Consider the following 18,631-nt stretch of genomic DNA (forward strand, 5'->3'; position numbering starts at 1 on the left):
TTCATTTTGGACGATCAGAAGTTTAAGAAAACGTGTGTATTCTCGGATTTTTTAGATATTAAATTGTCATCACCCAATAATATATGGTAGTATAATTTGATGAAAACTAAATACTGAGGTGGCAAAATGAATAACGTGAGGGGTAAAGGGCACGGTGGTGGAATTGCTGCAATTATTATTTCAGCATTAGGCTTTGCTTTCTATCCAATTTTTGGTAAATTTGTTTTTGCAGGCGGAGCAAATTTGGCAACGGTTCTGTTTGTTCGGTTTTTTATTGGAGCGATAGCCTTTTGGAGTTTAGTTATTTTGGGAAAAAGTATAAAGCATTTAACTAAACGCGATTTCTTTAGACTTTGGTTACTTGGTGGTGTCGTTTATGCAGGGCAAGCCGGGTTATATATTTCAGCGGTAAAATTCATACCAAGTTCCATGGCTTCTCTTATTTTTTATGTATATCCTGTTTTGGTGACAATCTTGGCTTTAGCAACTAAACAGGAAAGACTATCTATTAGTAAAGTCAGCGGTTTACTTTTTTCCATTTTGGGTTTAATTCTTGTTTTAGGAGTAAGCTTTGAAGGCTTGAATTTACTCGGAATCTTCTGTTCTTTGGGTGCGGCGGCAATTTATTCGATCTATATTCTAACAAGTAATCGCATAATAAATTCGGTTAGCCCGTTGCTCAGCTCTGCAATCATTACAAGTGCAGCGTGTGTAACTTATGGGATAACGGGTTTGATTCAGGGATTTACATGGAATATCGCTGCTATAACGTGGATGGACATTTTGGGGATCGCAATTTTATCAACCATTATAGCAATCTTAACGTTTTTTTGGGGACTTCAGAAAGTTGGACCGACAACAGCCTCAATTGTCAGTACGCTAGAGCCAGTGTTAACTGTGGGTTTAGCTTATATTTTCTTGGGTGAATATTTGAATTTTACTCAAAGTATTGGCGCCGCCTGTGTCTTATTAGGAGCTGTTTTAGCTGCTTGGCCTCATAAAATAATGACTATATCCGTAAAAGAAGCAAAATTGTAAAATATCCCAGATTAAAATAAGGAAGGTGCCTGCTCAATATTGCAGCATGATAAGTTTTACATGATTAAATTGTGGTATACTATGGAATGTTATAAACTTGATGGAGGTTACTATGAATAACGGACAGGAACAATTTTTGAGTTTTATTTTAGAAAGAGTTCAAGCTGAAAAGGTAGAAGAAGCAAAAGTTTTACTTGCCGAAAACTTTAAGAAGCTGGCGGAAGGCAATTTGACACAGGATGATATTATGCAGTTTATTCCTAGAATGATTGCTTTGCTAAAACCGGAAAAGCTGGCGGAAGTACAAACAGTTGCCATGCAGTTTGCCGAGAATTTTAAAGATTTATTGCCTGACAACAAACTTGGATAGTACATAAGGAAGAGCAGCGCCTTGCAAAAAACTAAGGGGTATCGCCTTGCGATACCCCTTAGTTTTTTGCGAATTCATAGGCCATATATGTAATAGTATTCTACAAAACAAGCGGTTAGGCTGATTGTTGACAATTTACCCAATCGTAAAACGGGGCCGTGTTGAAACTTAGTTTCTCACGGCCCCGTTGTTTCGGCTCCCACTTCTATAAGTGGGAGTGGGTCTCCCGTATTCTGCTTCGGTGTGGGCCACCGAAGTCTCGATGTTCAGCTTTAGCTGAACGAGTTCACTTCAGCTTAATTTCAGTTTAGCAGCCTATAGTAAAGATATGTAACTCAAAACATTTAATGGTCAGGAGAAATTAACTATTTTCCATACTTTGGATTTGAGTTATGATGATTATACAAATAAATGTGGGAATGGTTCTCATACCTTGCTTCGATGGGGGAGAAAACGGAGAGGTATTGGCTATGTGGGAGGGCGATGATGAGAATCTTGCTGGTGGAGGACGATATTCATTTAGGGGAAATTTTAGTGCGTGGTTTATTTGAGGAAGGTTATCATGTTGATCGTGCGGTGGATGGGAACGAAGCAGAGCTATTTTATCTCCATCGTGATTATAGTGTAATTATCTTGGATCGTATGTTACCTGATATGCGGGGCGAAGATTTGCTGCAAAAATGGAGGCAAAATAATTGCACCGTTCCTATACTTATGTTAACAGCTATGGATGCTGTATCCGATCGAGTAACTGGGCTAAAGGCTGGTGCAGATGATTATCTTTGTAAACCGTTTGCCTTCGCTGAGTTATTAGCCAGGATAGAAGTTTTGCAACGTCGTGGAAGTCTCAACATTACTCCTCTTTTAAAAGCAGGAACGTTGGAACTTAATCCTCAGACCAGGCTTCTTACTTATCGTGAGCGTTCAGTAATGCTGAATAGGCTGGAATATGAACTGATGGACGTCTTTATCCGTCATTCAGGTCAGATACTGAGTAAGGAAACTTTGGCAGAACAATGCTGGCAGGATCCTTGGGATGCTTCAGATAATACGATCGAGGCTCAGATAAAAAATTTGAGAAAGAAACTAAGATTAATTGACAATCGCGCATGGATCAAAACCATGCGTGGTGTTGGCTATCGTTTGGAGGTAGAATGATTGCGTTTGTGGCAAAACAGCTTACCTTTGCGTCTTGCTGTAATCACCGGCAGTGTGTTTATTACGGTACTTTTTGCTGCACTCTTTGCTTCCTATATGACAACGGATTATTTATTGAAAAGCAGCCTTGACTCATCACTAACTTCTTTGGCTCAATCAATTGCTAGCAATTGGTCTGAAAAAGGTTGGACTCAAGAATTATCAACTAGTAAGGAAGCGCAGCAACAACTATATATCCAAGTGATTGATAACCAAGACAAGATTGTATATTCTTCGACTCAAGGGGTTCTTCCTGTAGACGATGATTTGTTGCAGTTAGCATTAAAAGGGAGAGAAAGTTTTACTGACTCCCTCGGGTCTTTCTCTAATTCTGCATATGAGCCTTCACATGGGCGTCACGGGTCTCATGGGCATCGCGAGCATTTGAACGCACCCTCGCTGCCTATTTGGATGCGTCCTTTTTGGCCCGAAGAAGGTGGAATGCGTATTTTATACTGGCCTTTGCCTAATGGCAAAGATGGAAATTATGTACTTCAAGTCGCCTCGCCTGTGACAAATAATGCCGATATGCTTTATAACCTGCGAAAAATCTTACTTATGATTTCCTTTGGCGCTGTCATGGTTGTTGCTGTTATTTCCGCTTATTTGGTGTGGAGTACCTTTAAACCATTACGCAAGATAATTGTTGTGGCTAAGAAAATTGATGCCAATACGTTAACATCGAGGATCGATGTTCCTATACGAGATGCCACTTTGAACCATTTGGTGGACGTCTTAAATGCAATGTTAAAACGGTTAGAAGCTGCTTTTACGACTCAAACCAGGTTTGTCAATGACGCTGCGCATGATTTGCGAACTCCATTAAGTGCACTTCGTTCTGAGTTGGAAATCACCCTGCGTCAGAAGCGCAGCGAGAAGGAATACGTACAGGCTTTAAAGGGATGCCTGACAGAGGTGGACTATATGAGTTCATTAACAGACAATCTGTTAGCATTGGCTAGATTTGACAGCGGGTTGCACATGCAATTTGAAGAATCTGTAGCCTTAGGACCGATTCTGCAAAGGGTGAACAGTGAACTTGGGGATTTTGCAGAAAAAACTCAAGTCTCCATAATTATTAGTTTAGAAAAAGACATACGAGTAGACTGTAACCCCTTGGCTATAGAACGGTTATTGAAAAATCTTTTGCATAATAGCATTCGTTATACACCTGCCGGAGGACTAATAGAATTGATTTTACGAGATAAAGTCAGTTTGGGAGGGGATGAAGGAGTAGAGTTAGTCATCAAAGATACAGGAATTGGCATTCATCCTCAGGATTTGCCCCATATTTTTGACCGTTTTTATAGGTCTGATGGGGCCCGCAGACGTGATGGCGGAGGCAGTGGCTTAGGATTATCAATTTGCCAGTCCATTGTTAAGAACCACGAAGGTACCATTGAGATTCAAAGTGAGCGGGGAAAAGGTACCTGTGTTACTATCTGGTTGCCTCGCAGTTCATATTTGTTATAATAGTGTACTTGATCACAAGTTTCATTTCACCTAGCCTAAAGTTCGACTTTTTTCAGTTGCAGCTAGATTATTAGTTTATCCAGTTTTTAAGACCCCCACTTCTTATAAGTGGGGGCGGGCCCTGGTTAACTATTTATTAGAATGCCTAGTGTTAAATGTATGTGTCATTACAGCAATTGCTAAAATTATTACGGAGTTAAGAATGAAACCAATAGGGCTGGAATTTCTATGCTCATTTTTGAACCTGCCATCACTTTGGGGTTGCAGTTTATGAGGTCCTCTAGTATTGCCGGTGTTGTGTCGGCGGCCAGCTCCGGAATCTAAGCCTAAATTTGGATTATTAGGGGCCTGCTGTTGTAACTCAACATTTGGGACGTGATCTGAAATTAATTTATATCCGCCGAACAAGAGAAAGGAAACTAATAGAAATACTGCAATGTTTCCAATCATTTTTTGAAAGGTTGTATTAAATATCCGTTTGATATTTGACAAAAGCCTTTGCCCATGAAGTCCCATGTGAATACCGACTAAAACGAGTAAGATATTGGCTGTTAGTGAATGAATTTGCCTGAAATGACGAAGACCAATTCCGGGAAATAATACTTGCGACATTGATATACCGCCTACTATCGTCAGCAGCATTGATCCCAATAGCAAAAGGTTCATCAAGTAGGTGAAACGTGTTTTGCTTGGAAGTTGCGCATCAAATAATCGTGCAGAAACCTTTTTGACCCATTGTAGATTGATTAAACTATGAGTTAATACAAGACATCCCATTCCGATACCGGCTACTTCATGAAATGCTCCTCTAGAAACTGTCATAACAAGGACTAGGTTAATAAACATAATAGTATCCAATGCTAATCTTATGTTGTTGTTTTGCAAAGTAACGCCTCCAATCTACTTCAATTTGGGCATAGAACATTGTCCCAAGCCGTTCGGGAAAGAACTATATCTAAATGTCTTATAATATTATTAATTATTAATCTGAATTTTAACTGAATTAAAATAAATATTTAAGCAACTACAATAAGGGTGGGAGAGACTTAATTATGTTTAAACAGAATAATGTCAAAGAAAGTAATTTTATAATGAAATAAGGATTTAATTGTTGTGCCACGATAACTGTGTATATGCAAAGTAAATATATGAAAACGGGCAAATCGTTGCAAAATGGCATATCCTTTTCTTTTGAGCAAGCCCACTCAGAAGCGGCAGCTACCAACAATGGTTTTCCAAGAATTTCACTAACTGACCAGGAGTTTGTCAAAAATTGATAAATTTAAACAAAAACTTAGCTTCTTTTAACAGTTACTTCATATTCGGGAGTTATACTATTAATAAACAACGAAATTGTTTATTAATTTGGCATATGCTAAGCATAGGAGGAAAACTTAGAAACTATGACAGCACAGGAAATTAAAACTCTCGAAACTATTTTAGCTGAGGTTGGTCTTGAGCACTTACAACCTGAAAGCAAGGAACGTAAAGAAAAGATTCAAAAAGTAAAAAAAGATAAAAAGCAAATACTACAAATAAGTTAAGTATTTGCTTTTTATCTTATATACGCTTGGCAACAGAATATCATAATTATATCTATAATAGAATAGGATCGATCTATGGATCAATATTGTAGACCGATTGACATATATCGATAATTTGATATAGTAATTATACAAAAAAACGCAAATAATCTATAATTTTGCGATAGACCTATAAAGTACGATATTATTGTACTTTTTTTGACTAAATGATCTAGTAGTTTAATATTCGTATGCAAAAGGCAAACTTATCGAAAGATAAGGACGCAAAGCTATGGGTCTTAACAGATAAACCTGAAGACCGCCAAGCCGCCGAACGTTTTCATCTGCCTTTATCGCTATGCGAAAAGGCTTTTTTAGTTTAAGGATGGCAAGCTATTGAATCAGGACTCTACAAATGAACCTTTGCTGGAAGTGTATTATCAGGAAAGTTGTGAGGCTCTCCTGAAATTATGGGTTAGGTGGATCATATGATTGAAATCACGGATGACGAATTTTGGCGGTTGGCCGGTTATATCAAAGAGAATTATGGGATTCATCTTAAGGCAGAAAAACAATCCTTAGTGACAGGAAGACTTCACAATGTTCTACTGGAGAAGGGATTTAACAACTTTACAGATTATTTCCGATATCTTAAAAATGATACAAGTGGGAAAGCAATGGCTACCCTAATTGAAAAAATCACAACAAATCACACCTTCTTCATGCGAGAAGCTGATCATTTTCACTTTTTTAGGGATCAAGTACTTCCTTATCTAAGAAAAACCGTTCGGGATAAAGACCTCCGCATCTGGAGTGCAGCTTGTTCCTCCGGCGAAGAAGCCTATACATTAGCTATGATTTTAGATGAGTTTTTTGGCAAAGAGAAGGCATTTTGGGACAGTAAAGTCTTAGCTACCGATATATCAGATAAAGTATTGAATATCGCCAGAAAAGGAATATATCCTCATGAAGGGATAGCTAGTTTACCGGCAAATTGGCGAATGAACTATTTTAATAACTACGATACTGATCATTATATTCTAACTGATAAAATCAGAAAAGAAGTCATATATCGAAAATTCAATTTGATGGAGCCCGTGTTTCCATTTAAGCGGAAATTTAATACGATATTCTGCCGTAATGTTATGATTTATTTTGATCAACGCACAAAAAATGAATTAGTGGATAAGTTTTATGCTAACATGGAATATGGAGGTTATCTCTTCATAGGGCATTCGGAATCCCTTAATCGTGATTTGACACGTTTTAAATATATTATGCCCGCCGTTTATCGCAAAGAATAGACTTTACAAATTTAAGCGAGGTATATATGACAATAGGTAAGAAGATTAGAGTTTTAATAGTCGATGACAGTTTATTATTCCGTGAAGTGTTAGCTAAAGGAATCACCTCGGACCCACAAATTGAAGTTGTTGCCCGGGCTGTTGATCCTTTTGATGCCCGTGATAAGATTTTGGCCTTCAACCCTGATGTGATGACTTGTGATGTACAAATGCCCAAAATGGATGGAATTGAGTTTATCAGGCGGCTGCTTCCTCAGTATTCCTTACCTGTAATTGTAATTAGTTCGGTTAGTGAAGCTGTTCTGGATGCTTTAAATGCTGGTGCGGTAGATTTTGTCACCAAACCGGATATTCGGTCGCCTAAAGATATTGAAAGTTTCCTTTATGAACTCATTGCGAAAATAAAAGTTGCAGCCAAAGCAAAAGTTACTCATGAACCTGAAAAACTGATTTCTCATAATGAGGTAAATAGAAACCTGAAAGTTGACTATAATAAAGTTATTGCCATTGGGGCTTCGACTGGCGGGACCGAAGCGTTATATAACTTACTGAAAAACTTACCGGCAGCAATGCCGGGGATTTTAGCTGTTCAACATATTCCTCCGGTGTTCTCGCGAATGTTTGCCGAACGGCTTAATGTCCAGACCCCTTTCCACGTTAAGGAAGCTGAAAATGGTGATTATTTAGAACCCCGTAAGGTATTTATAGCTCCTGGGGATTCACATATGAGGATTAAAAAAATCGGCGAAAGATATAAAATTGAAATCTTTCAGGGGAATAAAGTCAATGGACACTGTCCATCAGTCGATATTTTATTTGAGTCAGTGGCTAAGGAATGCGGCAAAAATTCAATAGGTATTATTCTAACGGGTATGGGTTACGATGGCGCTAAGGGCCTTCTTCAAATGAGAAGAAAAGGAGCTAGAACTATCGGTCAGGACGAACGAACGTCGGTAGTTTACGGAATGCCTAAAATTGCCTGGGAAATTGGGGCGGTAGAGAAACAAGTCTCCTTGGAATCTATGCCTAAGACGTTATTAAATGCTTTACTCTAACGGAACTTTGTGACTGACTATTTGCTGCCCTTATCTGAGAGACATTGTGGTTTCTCTCGGCGAGGTATTAACGATTGGTTGAGGTGGTAATAAAGGGTTGTGCAAATAATGGGTTACGAAAAATGGCGAACCGTTGTAAACTATATACGGAGCAGATTGAGTTGGCTCAAAAGAAACTAGTAAATGTGTGATGAATTAGGAGGAGTATTAAATTGATTATCATGAAAACCCCGCAGCAAATTGAGCTGATGGCTCAAGCGGGTAAAATATTGACTGCCTGTCACAGGGAGCTCCGGGAGATTATTCGTCCGGGTATAACTACTATGGAAATCGATCACTTTGCAGATCACTTTATTAATTCTCACGGGGCGAAGGCTGAGCAAAAGGGGTACAAGGGATATCCTTTCGCGACTTGTGCTTCGGTCAACGATGAAATTTGCCACGGGTTTCCAACTCAAACTCCTCTCCAGGAAGGCGATATTGTCACTATTGATATGGTAGTTAATCTCAATGGATGGTTAGCTGATTCCGCATGGTCTTATCCGGTAGGGCAAATTTCCGAAAAAGCTGACAAGCTTCTTAATGTGACGAAAGAGTGCCTTTATATTGGAATAGAGAAAGCTGTTATTGGTAACCGGCTTGGTGATATTTCACACGCGATTCAAGCTCATGCCGAGTCTTATAGTTTTTCTGTAGTGCGTGATTTTACAGGGCATGGTATAGGCCAAAAAATGCATGAAGATCCGCAAGTGCTCCATTACGGAAACCCCAACAGAGGCGTTAAGCTTTCAGAAGGGATGGTTTTCACCATCGAACCGATGATTAATATTGGCGCCTATAATCTGACAATCGATGAAAACGGATGGACAGCACGGACAGCCGACGGTAGTTTATCGGCTCAGTATGAGCATACAATTGCTATTACTAAAAACGGTCCTCTGGTTTTAACAGAACAGGATTAGAAAACTGTTGCCAAATTGTCAATTATAACCAAGGTTTAAAGCTGCTTAGCAGCAGTCATACTTCTTTGTTTGCTGCTGCTAAGTATCGAATGTTTAACAGGTATTTCTGATGATTATATAGCAGAAGGTAGAGTAGTTGTTGATCTTTTGAGAGTAAGTAGGGATGGAACAGATAATTCATTTTGAAAGAAGAGTGACAAAATGACTATCTACGTCGCATTATTGCGCGGTATTAACGTAGGTGGGAAAAATAGAATAAAGATGGCTGATTTGAAACTTACTTTTGAGAATATGGGCCTTAAAAAGATACAGACTTATATTCAAAGTGGGAATGTCTTATTTGAGTCTAATCAAGAAGAGAAACAGTTACGTCAGCTGATTGAAGACAAGCTTGAAGAGGAATTCGGTTTTTCTATTCCGGTTATTTTAAGAACGTCAATGGAATTAGAAGAGATTATCAATAACTGTCCCTTCTCGGAGGAAGAAGCAAGGGAAGCTCAGTCGGCATCAAAGGCTGAGAGCCTTTATATCGGTTTACTAATTCAGCCTCCTTCGGAAGAAGGAATCCAGCAATTGAATGATTATAAAAGCCAAACTGATCAATTCAAGATTATTGGCCGAGATGTTTATCTTCTGTTTTATAATAGTATTCGTAACTCTAAGCTTGCTAATAATCTATATAAACTTAATGTCTTGACTACTACACGGAACTGGAAAACGATTTCTAAACTTGCCCAATTGGCAAAGTTAATTGAGCGTTAAGGCATTATACTAATTAAAATTCCACCGGAAGTATTGGAATGAATAATAAGCATTAATTTTGCAGTTCCTTGACATTAGTTTGATATCAAACTATAATATGCGTATGAATACAAACGATGTTGTATCCTTAATCTCCAAGATCAGGGAAAAGGCAAACAGGTTTATTGTATCAGAGATGACAAAATATGGGGTTGAAGGTATCGTAACTTCACATGGTGATATCATCAATGCCCTATTTAAGAACCCTAGATTAACTATGGCGGAGATTGCGGGGAAGATTGGCAGGGACAAGTCTACAGTTACGACACTTGTTGATAAGCTGGTCAGATTTGGCTATGTGACAAAAGAAAGAGACACAGTAGATACAAGGGTTGTTTATGTGACTTTAACATCAAAAGGGAGTGAATTGAAACCCATATTCAATGCAATATCAAGGGAGGTATTAAACACCTTATATTTTGACATTTCAGAAAATGAAAAGGAGGAGCTAGTAAGAATTTTGAACAAAATTCATAAGAACTTATAAATTTTTTTAAGAAAATAGTTTGATATCAAACTAAAATGGAGTGATGAATGATGGTAGATTTTATTAAAACATTACCTAATCATAGCGAAAAATATGTTGGAGAAAATGACTTATTCTTAGAGATTTATGAAGGTGAAGCACTTTCATTTACTACAAAAAGGCCCCCTCTACTTTTTGTTCATGGTGCATACACCGGAAGCTGGATGTGGAGCAAATTCATTCCGCATTTTGTTAAAGAAGGGTGGAAATGTTATATGATGAACATGAGGAGTCACTATAAGAGCAGGGTGTTGGATTTGACGAAGGTAACCTACAGGGATTATATGGATGATATTAAAGAGATAACTGCTCAATGTGCCGAACCTCCAATAATCATTGGATTCAGCATGGGAGGAATCCTTTGTCAAAAGTTAGCCGAAACAATAACCTTTGCCGGTTTAGTGTTAATAGATACAAGCATAAGTAAAGAAGTCTATGAAATAGCACCCTACACAGAACCGCTCAGTATTATATCGGAAATTGTTGAACCTGCCCCAGCCCGTGAAGAGTATTTTAGTATTGATGAGTCAGCTGATGACATTGCTTTTCAAAAGAAATATTTGGCGATGGAATCCTCAAAGGCGAGAAATGCTATATTTCCTTTCACTGCGAATGGAGGAATTTCGATAAACGGCAGTTTGATTACTTGCCCCAGCCTTGTGATTAAAGCAGTGAATAGTGATGATGATGAGAAAAGAGGCAGGGCGACTGCTGAGCAGATCAAGGCCGAGTATACAGGCCTTTGTAATAAAACTCACACAGGCTTATTAATCGGGCAAAGGTATATGGAGACAGTCGATAGAATTCTGGACTGGCTAAAAAGGTTTTAAGAAAGGTGGTCAAGAAATGTTCACCGAACGACAAACAATTCAATACAACGGAATTAACATTCCTAGTATCATAAATATTCCCTCCAATCCCTCCGGTGCAGCAGTAATTGTTCACGGTTATGGCGGATGTAAGGAGGAACAATTAGGACTTGCCTGGCGAGCTGCAGAACTAGGGTTAGTAACTTGTGCTATTGATCTGCATGGACATGGAGAGAATGTGCTCAATTTAGAGCAGGGAATTTTTTTGGATGTAGAAGCAGCAGTCGATCATTGCCGTCGCTTTGGAAAAGTGGCCGCTATCGGGCATTCCTTAGGCGGTCGTCTATCCCTATTAAGCAGGGCAGATTTTGCGATTGGAATTTCACCGGCGCTTAGTCAAGACTATAGTGAAACAACTCGAAAAGTACTCAAAGATTTAAGGAATTATAGAGTACGGTTGGATTCTCCTGAAAAGGTCTTTGATATTCTGAAAGGGCTTCCTGTATGGGAACCAAACAGTAGACAGCGATCGTCAATAATTTTTGGCTCACGGGATGTTCCTGAGATCAGGGAAGCATGCCAGGAATTATCTCATACAGATACGAAACTTAACTATATTGAAGGTGCATTACATAGTGATATATTTTTTATGGAAGCTACAATCATAACTGTAATTAATCAATTAAGAGAGTGGTTTTGTTTACAGTGAATTGTCAATCGGATACTATAAATTAGGGATTGTTATACTGTTAATTACCAGCAACAAGTAGTAAAATTGTTTTTAGCTGCGAGGGCCCTTGAGTATGAAGCAATATTAGACAGCGGAGCTTTGCTTTGAAGTATCAGTGCCATGGAGTTAGGAGATTGAAGGATGTTCTTGAGAAAATTAACGTTCTTAAATGATCGAATATCAGATGACAAGACATATCCATTTTCCATACCTGCACTTAGAGGATTAGAATCTATTGATTTTAAAAGCAATGTGACGTTTTTTGTTGGTGAGAATGGTACGGGCAAATCGACGTTAATGGAAGCCATCGCTTATAAATGTGAATTTAACACAGCTGGGGGAGGCAGAAATAACGTTTATGAGATGGCGGCTTCGGAAACGGCCTTAGGCGACTTTATCAGACTTTCCTGGGCACCGAAAATCGCAAATGGTTTTTTTCTCAGAGCGGAAAGTTTGTATAATTTTGCCTCACATATTGATAGTCTCGGTCCAGAGGCATATGAACCTTACGGAGGCAAATCTCTCCACGCCCAATCACACGGGGAGTCATTCCTGTCTGTATTTTCTAATAGGTTTGGTAAAAGAGGTATATATTTATTGGATGAACCTGAGGCGGCTCTTTCCCCGATTCGTCAATTGAGTTTTTTGAGTATCATCAAAGAATTAGAACGAGACGGCCAATCGCAGTTTATAATTGCTACCCATTCTCCAATAATCTTAGCTTACCCGGGAGCACAAATTCTCGATTTCGACACCTCACCGATCACCGAGACAGACTATGAAAATACGTCTCATTATCAAATAACGAAAGGTTTTATGACTAATCGAGAACTTTATCTCCGGAAACTATTCGAGGAATAGAGAGTTGTGAATTCCACAACAAATCTATCGCTGAAGGGGCGGATTCTACCATTACGATTGACTAAAAGCTTTAGTAAAGCCTAGCGTATTTCCGGATGTTAGCAATGGCGTTTATGAATATCCAACATTTTTTGGTTTAGACGAGGGTTTTTGCTGTTGGACAGGCTGCCTGTCCTATTTTTCTTTCAGTAGGATGGGACATTTAATATGTAAGATTAAAGAAGCCTAAGAAACAAAAATAGAACTGGAGAGACGAGAAAGATGAAAAAGCAACGTATTGATGGTGTTATCAGCAACATGAAAAAAGAGGGTATTACACAGATCATTGTGTCGTCGACAGCCTCCCTCTATTATTTGACAGGCTATTGGGTTGAGCCTCATGAACGTATGATTGCCCTATATCTGGATGATTCAGGCAAAGCTGTCCTGTTTGGCAATGAAATTTTTGGGCTGAAGAGCATGCCCGATTTACCTTTGGTTTGTCATACTGACAGCGATAATCCTGTCAGAGATCTTGCCAAAACAGTCAAACCGGGAAAATTGGGAATTGACAAGTTCTGGTACAGCAAGTTCTTAATCGGGTTAATGGAGCTGAGGAAGGATATTATGCCTGTTCACGGCTCCGCACCTGTAGATCTGGCGAGAATGATGAAAGATGAACCTGAAATTGTGCTCATGCGTAATAATTCCCGCATCAATGATCAAGTTATGGGATCGATTATTTCTCTGCTCGACGATAGAGTGACAGAGAACTATCTTGCTTCGCAAGTAAATAAGTATTTTCTAAAAAATGGGGCGGATTGTGAAGGGACTCAAATCGTTTGTTTTGGCGCAAATGGTGCGGACCCCCACCATAATAGTGACAGTACGGTACTCCAAGCAGGCGACAGTGTGATTTTTGATATATTTACCCCTTTAAGCCACTATTGGTGTGATATGACAAGGACGGTTTTTTATAAAACAGTTTCCGATCAGCAACGTCAGGTTTATGATCTTGTGAGACTTGCCAATGAAACTGCTATTTCCAGAATAAAGCCAGGAGTATTGCTCTCGGAAATCGATAAAACAGCGAGAGATATAATTATTAAGGGCGGTTATGGTAAGTACTTTACCCATCGTCTTGGTCATGGAATCGGACTTGAATGTCACGAGCCTCCTGATGTAAGTCTTGCCTCAGAGATCCCCCTTGAGGTTGGGATGATTTTTTCCGTTGAACCGGGAATTTACTTACCAGGGGAGTTTGGCGTTAGAATTGAAGACCTTGTGATGGTCACTAAGGACGGCTGTGAGGTTCTTAATCATTATCCCAAAGAACTGCAAGTAATCGGGTGATTATTTAAAAATTTCCAAGATAAATAAAGGAATTTCTTTCCTCTTGCCGAAATAATTATGAGGAAAGGAGGGATTTACTAATGCACTGCGAACTAGTAGATAAAGATGTCCTTATTGACGTTTGGAAAGAAATTAGAGACGAAAGGGATAAGGATAAAATATTAAAAACAGTTCATAAATGTAGCGAATGTTATGTCGAAATTCCTAATACCAATGGCAGAAAGATGTTTAATTATTGTCAACGAATGAGTGATGATAAGTGTTTACTAAAACAATTCTAGAGCCTTAAAAGGCTCTTTTTTCTTCTATAAATGATGTGCGTCAGGTATAATGTAAAAATACTGGGTAATTCAGATAATGGAAGTGAATTCGTTTAGCCAAAGCGCCAAGCCTATAACAAATGCTATCGTGCTGAAGGATGGACGCTAGAAGTGGAAGTCTTAGGGTTGGATAAGTTAAGTATTATCATTTGTTGAGATGGAGGTAATGAAATGGCGGATATCAAATTCGAAATCAAAGAGATAATCGGGGTTCTAGCGGAATCACCGAAAGGCTGGAAAAAAGAACTCAATCTTGTTAGCTGGAACGATAAGACCCCAAAGTATGATCTGCGAGAATGGTCGCCGGACCATACGAAGATGGGAAAGGGTGTTACATTGAATAAAGAGGAACTTGAAAAGCTTAAAGAGATACTGACTGGAATAAATTTTTAAATTTAATAGTTATGGTTTAACAGGGTTATATCTGGCATAGGTAAAATGCATGATTTGACAATACAATTCTATAAGCGATACAATTATAATGGTTCTATGATAATTTTGATCGGGTGGTAATAAGCTCGATTAATTTTTTCTTTAACCTGCTTTTTTTGTTGGTCTAGTAGAGTATTGAAAGAAGGAATTTAAGTGCAATTTCGCTCTGTTCTGTCCGGATTGGACGATATATACAAAAAACTGAATGAGGGAAAACGTTTGGATCGCGTTGATGGTGTAAGTCTATTGCAAACAAACAACCTCACCGGGTTAGGTTACTTAGCGAATGAGGTACGTCATGCTAAAGTTGGCGATCAAGTTTATTTCAATAACAATGCCCATATTAACTATAGCAACGTTTGTAAAGTGCGCTGCGGTTTCTGTGCCTTTGGTAAAGATTTAGATGAAAAAGGTGCTTATACCATGAGTATTGAACAGGTTGTGGAGCGTGCCAAACATTTTGCTGCCTTAGGTGCTAACGAAATTCATATGGTAGGAGGAATTCATCCTGAGCTGCCTTTCTCTTATTATGTAGAAATGCTGAAAAAAGTCCAGGAAAGCGTACCCCAAGTCAGCATCAAGGCATTTACTGCCGCCGAATATGATTACTTCGCTCAAATAGAGGGAGTTCCCGTAGAAACAATTCTTAAAACCTTAGCACAGGTTGGTCTCCGTTTTGTTACCGGCGGGGGAGCCGAAAACTTTAGTCAGCGTGTGCGTGATATTATCTGCCCAGGTAAATTAAGCGCTGAGCGTTGGTTAGAGATTCATCGGGTTGCTCATCAATTAGGGATACCCACAAATGCGAATATGCTCTTTGGAATAATTGAAACGGATGAAGAGTTAATTGATCACCTTCTGGCTCTACGTGAGCTGCAGGATGAAACCGGCGGCTTTTACGCCTTAATTCCTACGGCCTTCCATCCCCAAAATACAAAGTTTGACTATTTGCCTCAGGCCAGTGCTGTGCGGACGTTAAAGGTTATTGCCGCAGCACGCCTAATCCTGGATAACTTTAAATATATTAAAGCCTATTGGGTATCTTCCGGTTTACAGCTTGCGCAGATGTGCCTCAATTTTGGCGCCAACGATCTGGATGGAGTAGTTCGGGAGGAAAAAATTTACCACACTGCCGGTTCCTCAAGTCCGCAAGAACAAACTGAACAAGAACTGATTCGTATGATTAATGAAGTTGGTTTAACAGCTGTTGAACGAGATACCTTTTATAACGTTCGGAAAGTGTATGAACCTTAAAGATAAAACTGGATAAATCATCTAACGATTGTCCTGAGATGATGCTTATCATCTGAGGCACGGATTTTATACACTCTTGAAGGAACATAAACTTTGAAATAAAGATTAAAATAAAGATTAAAATAAAGATTAAAATAAAGACAAATTTATGTATAGTTATTTTGGAATTGAGCACTATAGTATCAAGGGTATACAGTGGTCGAGCCAAGATTCATATAGGTTCTCTACGGATTTATATGGGTCGGCCAAAGATAATTTTCAGGTGATAAAACGCTTGTCTATTGTCGGCGGGAAGATCTTTTATGGCGGGGAAAAGCTTTATGGCAGTCGATTTTACTTGCTTATTATTGATTGTTATAGGGTTCCAACTTATTATAAAAGGTCGAGCTAAGATTATACTGGGTGTTGACTTTTTTTCATAGATATACAAGGAAACTTGCTTAGCTATGAATTGACTGGTCATATGCAGCCGTAAGGTTGTATAGGGTTGGGTAGATATCTTGTATAGTCGAACGAACCATTTTTATAGGTTGTGACCTGCTTGATGATGGTCGGAAGATCATTTTTAGGTATTAAGCTATCTATAAAGGTGCAAGGTAGATCACTGTATGCTCTTTATAAGCCTCTGTCTGCGGACAGGGCTTATATTTTTTTGTCCGCGCCATCCGTACTGATTCAGAAACTAGAAATGATTTATCATGATGATTCGAAAAATTCAGCATCTTTGTCGCAGGAAGAGAGGGTTCACTTGCCGAACTATATCTATAAGAACCGTCTGAAAAAAGTGCGCTAATAATTTTGAAGATAGAGTGAGCGCTACCCCCACCGAAGCAAGATATGCGATTTACTCCCACGTATTGAAGTAGGAGTCTTACGATTGGATAAAAATGAACTAAAAACACTTAATATATGTTAAAGGTGGTTGAGATATCAATGAACCAAAACAGCAAACAGCCGAACCCGGACGTGATTATAATTGGTGCCGGCATTATCGGCTTAAGCATTGCTTATCACATTTTAAAGCTTGATCCGCAATGTTCAATTATTGTTTTAGAAAAAGAAAAATTACTGGGCTTGGGTTCAACCGGTACCTGTACCGGAGGCATTCGTTATCAATTCACGAGCCCGCTTCTCCGGAACCTGAGTCTCCAAAGCCGGGATTTTTTCCTCAATTTCGAAACGGTATTTGATGTCCCTTGTTGGTACCGGGAACGAGGATACTTAATGTTGGCTTCTCAGGAATCGATTTGGAGTGAGCTGAAAAATACTGCAGAACAAGCAAAAATAGAGGGGATTCCGGTTAACTTGTTTTCTCAAGCAGACTTGGAGAAAAATTTCCCATATTTGCAGCAAGGCCGCTATCTGGGGGGAACACTTGGCAAGTGGGACGCCTATGCAGACCCCTATGCCGTCTTGGTTGCTCTCTATGCTTGGGTGCGCCGACGAGGAGTTACCGTCAGTTTTGAACAGGAAGTTACCAAAATTATTACTCAAGGTGATTCAATTCAAGGTGTTGAAACTACAAAAGGCACGATTTGCAGTCCTAAGGTTGTGAATGCCTCCGGTCCTTTTGCAGCTGGGCTGGCCGCGACTGCCGGAATAAAGCTGCCCGTTCAGCCCTTTCGCCGCCAAGTATACGTTTGTACTAATCCTAAGGACGTGCCGCCAGCGGCTCCATTGATTGTTGATTTGGCCTCCGGCTTTTATCTCCATCAGGAAGCCAGCGGGAAGACAATATTACTGGGGGGAACCGATAACGATACACGGCCAGGCATGAAGGAGACTATCGATAAATCCTTGGCAGAAGACTTTTTTTTGGCGGCAATGGAGGCAATTCCTTCTGCCCTGAATATTAAATGGCTGCGGACCTATACAGGAATTCGCGAACAAACTGGCGATTTCCATCCGATTCTCGGCGAAGTCCCTGAACTTAGAGGCTTTTTCGCAGCCAGTGGGTTAAGTGGTCATGGGTTTATGCATGCCCCGGCGATTGGGCGTATTTTAGCAGATCAAATTCTTAAAGGAAGTTCTGCAGAAGTTGATAGTGTCCTACTCTTTTCCAAGCGATTTTCCAGAGGCAGCTTGTCGGAAGCTCTTGTATTTTAGCGGAAGTGAAAGCGGCCAGATCATTTACAAGACCAATTAATTCGGATGATTTTTCATATAACTCTGGAGCCAAAGACTATGGAATTCTTCATCGAGGCGATATTCCATGAGATTTCGGCGCAGAATTGCATACTTCTTATCAATACACTCATGAATAAACGCTTGATATGTTTCTACGGCTTTATTCTCTAAAGCTACTCCAAACTTGCAGGTGTTATGTGAACCTGATGCACGAACTACGTCTCCCAGAAGAGTGCCTGCAAGTTTAAACACTGGCCCCTTGATCACGGGTAATTCCACATTTGCCTTGTCAAGCTCTTCGGCAAAAAATGCGACATGACCGCTCTCAATTTGGGCCATCTTTTCAAAGGCATAGCAATAGTATTCATCGGTTGAGGCATTAATTTGTTCTTGATAATAGGCAACTTGAAACGTTTCCAGGGTATAAAATTCCTTAAACCGAGTCAGTAATTTTGGGTCCATAGTATCTCCTATGTTTTCTTATTTTACTTCCGGAATTACGCGATCTGCAATCTTT

The 18,631-nt window shown here is 39.4% G+C and carries 20 protein-coding genes and 1 riboswitch; of the genes, 18 read left to right on the forward strand and 2 right to left on the reverse strand.

Annotated elements, in window-relative coordinates:
• Positions 1 to 126: 126 nt before the first annotated feature.
• The 4 genes from DEAC_RS07240 to DEAC_RS07255 all read left to right on the forward strand — a co-directional run bounded on the left by DEAC_RS07240 (position 127) and on the right by DEAC_RS07255 (position 4,078).
• Complete coding sequence (locus DEAC_RS07240) at positions 127 to 1,038, forward strand: DMT family transporter (RefSeq protein ID WP_047809338.1); 912 nt, start codon at positions 127 to 129, stop codon at positions 1,036 to 1,038.
• A gap of 112 nt (positions 1,039 to 1,150) precedes the next feature.
• Positions 1,151 to 1,408, forward strand: a complete 258-nt coding sequence (locus tag DEAC_RS07245) for a hypothetical protein (RefSeq protein WP_083995957.1) — start codon at positions 1,151 to 1,153, stop codon at positions 1,406 to 1,408.
• 486 nt (positions 1,409 to 1,894) lie between these two features.
• Positions 1,895 to 2,566, forward strand: coding sequence for a response regulator transcription factor (locus tag DEAC_RS07250; RefSeq protein WP_047809340.1), 672 nt, complete (start codon positions 1,895 to 1,897; stop codon positions 2,564 to 2,566).
• Positions 2,567 to 4,078 carry an ATP-binding protein gene (locus tag DEAC_RS07255; protein WP_047809341.1) on the forward strand — a complete coding sequence of 504 codons (1,512 nt, stop codon included), beginning with the start codon at positions 2,567 to 2,569 and terminating at the stop codon, positions 4,076 to 4,078. It begins immediately after the preceding gene.
• A gap of 129 nt (positions 4,079 to 4,207) precedes the next feature.
• Here DEAC_RS07255 and DEAC_RS22110 read toward each other — a convergent pair whose 3' ends face one another.
• The gene (locus DEAC_RS22110; RefSeq protein WP_053006320.1) at positions 4,208 to 4,963 is read right to left on the reverse strand and encodes a DUF4405 domain-containing protein; all 756 of its coding nucleotides are present in this window, start codon (positions 4,961 to 4,963) and stop codon (positions 4,208 to 4,210) included.
• Positions 4,964 to 5,481: 518 nt separating this feature from the next.
• On the opposite strand from DEAC_RS22110, the gene DEAC_RS23500 reads away from it, so the two are divergent.
• The 14 genes from DEAC_RS23500 to DEAC_RS07325 all read left to right on the forward strand — a co-directional run bounded on the left by DEAC_RS23500 (position 5,482) and on the right by DEAC_RS07325 (position 18,093).
• On the forward strand, positions 5,482 to 5,622 hold the full coding sequence (locus tag DEAC_RS23500; protein WP_161796425.1) for a hypothetical protein: 141 nt from the start codon (positions 5,482 to 5,484) through the stop codon (positions 5,620 to 5,622).
• Between the two features lie 228 nt (positions 5,623 to 5,850).
• A riboswitch (cyclic di-GMP riboswitch) is annotated at positions 5,851 to 5,936 on the forward strand.
• A gap of 153 nt (positions 5,937 to 6,089) precedes the next feature.
• Entirely contained in the window at positions 6,090 to 6,905 is an 816-nt protein-coding gene (locus tag DEAC_RS07265; RefSeq protein ID WP_047809342.1) for a CheR family methyltransferase, read from the forward strand.
• A gap of 26 nt (positions 6,906 to 6,931) precedes the next feature.
• Positions 6,932 to 7,960 carry a protein-glutamate methylesterase/protein-glutamine glutaminase gene (locus DEAC_RS07270; RefSeq protein WP_047809343.1) on the forward strand — a complete coding sequence of 343 codons (1,029 nt, stop codon included), beginning with the start codon at positions 6,932 to 6,934 and terminating at the stop codon, positions 7,958 to 7,960.
• A gap of 212 nt (positions 7,961 to 8,172) precedes the next feature.
• Positions 8,173 to 8,922, forward strand: a complete 750-nt coding sequence (gene map / locus DEAC_RS07275) for a type I methionyl aminopeptidase (protein WP_047809344.1) — start codon at positions 8,173 to 8,175, stop codon at positions 8,920 to 8,922.
• A 201-nt stretch (positions 8,923 to 9,123) separates the two neighbouring features.
• Complete coding sequence (locus DEAC_RS07280; RefSeq protein ID WP_047809345.1) at positions 9,124 to 9,684, forward strand: DUF1697 domain-containing protein; 561 nt, start codon at positions 9,124 to 9,126, stop codon at positions 9,682 to 9,684.
• A gap of 97 nt (positions 9,685 to 9,781) precedes the next feature.
• Positions 9,782 to 10,210, forward strand: coding sequence for a MarR family winged helix-turn-helix transcriptional regulator (locus DEAC_RS07285; RefSeq protein ID WP_242847095.1), 429 nt, complete (start codon positions 9,782 to 9,784; stop codon positions 10,208 to 10,210).
• 50 nt (positions 10,211 to 10,260) lie between these two features.
• Positions 10,261 to 11,079 (forward strand): alpha/beta hydrolase, encoded by an 819-nt coding sequence (locus tag DEAC_RS07290; RefSeq protein ID WP_047809346.1) that lies wholly within the window; start codon positions 10,261 to 10,263, stop codon positions 11,077 to 11,079.
• 16 nt (positions 11,080 to 11,095) lie between these two features.
• Positions 11,096 to 11,767: an alpha/beta hydrolase gene (locus tag DEAC_RS07295; RefSeq protein ID WP_047809347.1), complete on the forward strand. Its 672-nt coding sequence runs from the start codon at positions 11,096 to 11,098 to the stop codon at positions 11,765 to 11,767.
• Positions 11,768 to 11,929: 162 nt separating this feature from the next.
• Positions 11,930 to 12,649 (forward strand): AAA family ATPase, encoded by a 720-nt coding sequence (locus DEAC_RS07300; RefSeq protein WP_047809348.1) that lies wholly within the window; start codon positions 11,930 to 11,932, stop codon positions 12,647 to 12,649.
• Positions 12,650 to 12,910: 261 nt separating this feature from the next.
• Positions 12,911 to 13,981 carry a M24 family metallopeptidase gene (locus DEAC_RS07305; RefSeq protein ID WP_047809349.1) on the forward strand — a complete coding sequence of 357 codons (1,071 nt, stop codon included), beginning with the start codon at positions 12,911 to 12,913 and terminating at the stop codon, positions 13,979 to 13,981.
• A gap of 80 nt (positions 13,982 to 14,061) precedes the next feature.
• Entirely contained in the window at positions 14,062 to 14,262 is a 201-nt protein-coding gene (locus DEAC_RS07310) for a hypothetical protein (RefSeq protein ID WP_047809350.1), read from the forward strand.
• A 210-nt stretch (positions 14,263 to 14,472) separates the two neighbouring features.
• Positions 14,473 to 14,694 carry a YdbC family protein gene (locus tag DEAC_RS07315; RefSeq protein ID WP_047809351.1) on the forward strand — a complete coding sequence of 74 codons (222 nt, stop codon included), beginning with the start codon at positions 14,473 to 14,475 and terminating at the stop codon, positions 14,692 to 14,694.
• 192 nt (positions 14,695 to 14,886) lie between these two features.
• Positions 14,887 to 15,987, forward strand: coding sequence for an aminofutalosine synthase MqnE (gene mqnE / locus DEAC_RS07320; RefSeq protein ID WP_047809352.1), 1,101 nt, complete (start codon positions 14,887 to 14,889; stop codon positions 15,985 to 15,987).
• 933 nt (positions 15,988 to 16,920) lie between these two features.
• On the forward strand, positions 16,921 to 18,093 hold the full coding sequence (locus tag DEAC_RS07325; RefSeq protein ID WP_047809353.1) for an NAD(P)/FAD-dependent oxidoreductase: 1,173 nt from the start codon (positions 16,921 to 16,923) through the stop codon (positions 18,091 to 18,093).
• 36 nt (positions 18,094 to 18,129) lie between these two features.
• Here DEAC_RS07325 and DEAC_RS07330 read toward each other — a convergent pair whose 3' ends face one another.
• On the reverse strand, positions 18,130 to 18,576 hold the full coding sequence (locus DEAC_RS07330) for a demethoxyubiquinone hydroxylase family protein (RefSeq protein ID WP_047809354.1): 447 nt from the start codon (positions 18,574 to 18,576) through the stop codon (positions 18,130 to 18,132).
• Positions 18,577 to 18,631: the final 55 nt, after the last annotated feature.

The organism is Desulfosporosinus acididurans (genome assembly GCF_001029285.1).
Lineage (GTDB): Bacteria > Bacillota > Desulfitobacteriia > Desulfitobacteriales > Desulfitobacteriaceae > Desulfosporosinus > Desulfosporosinus acididurans.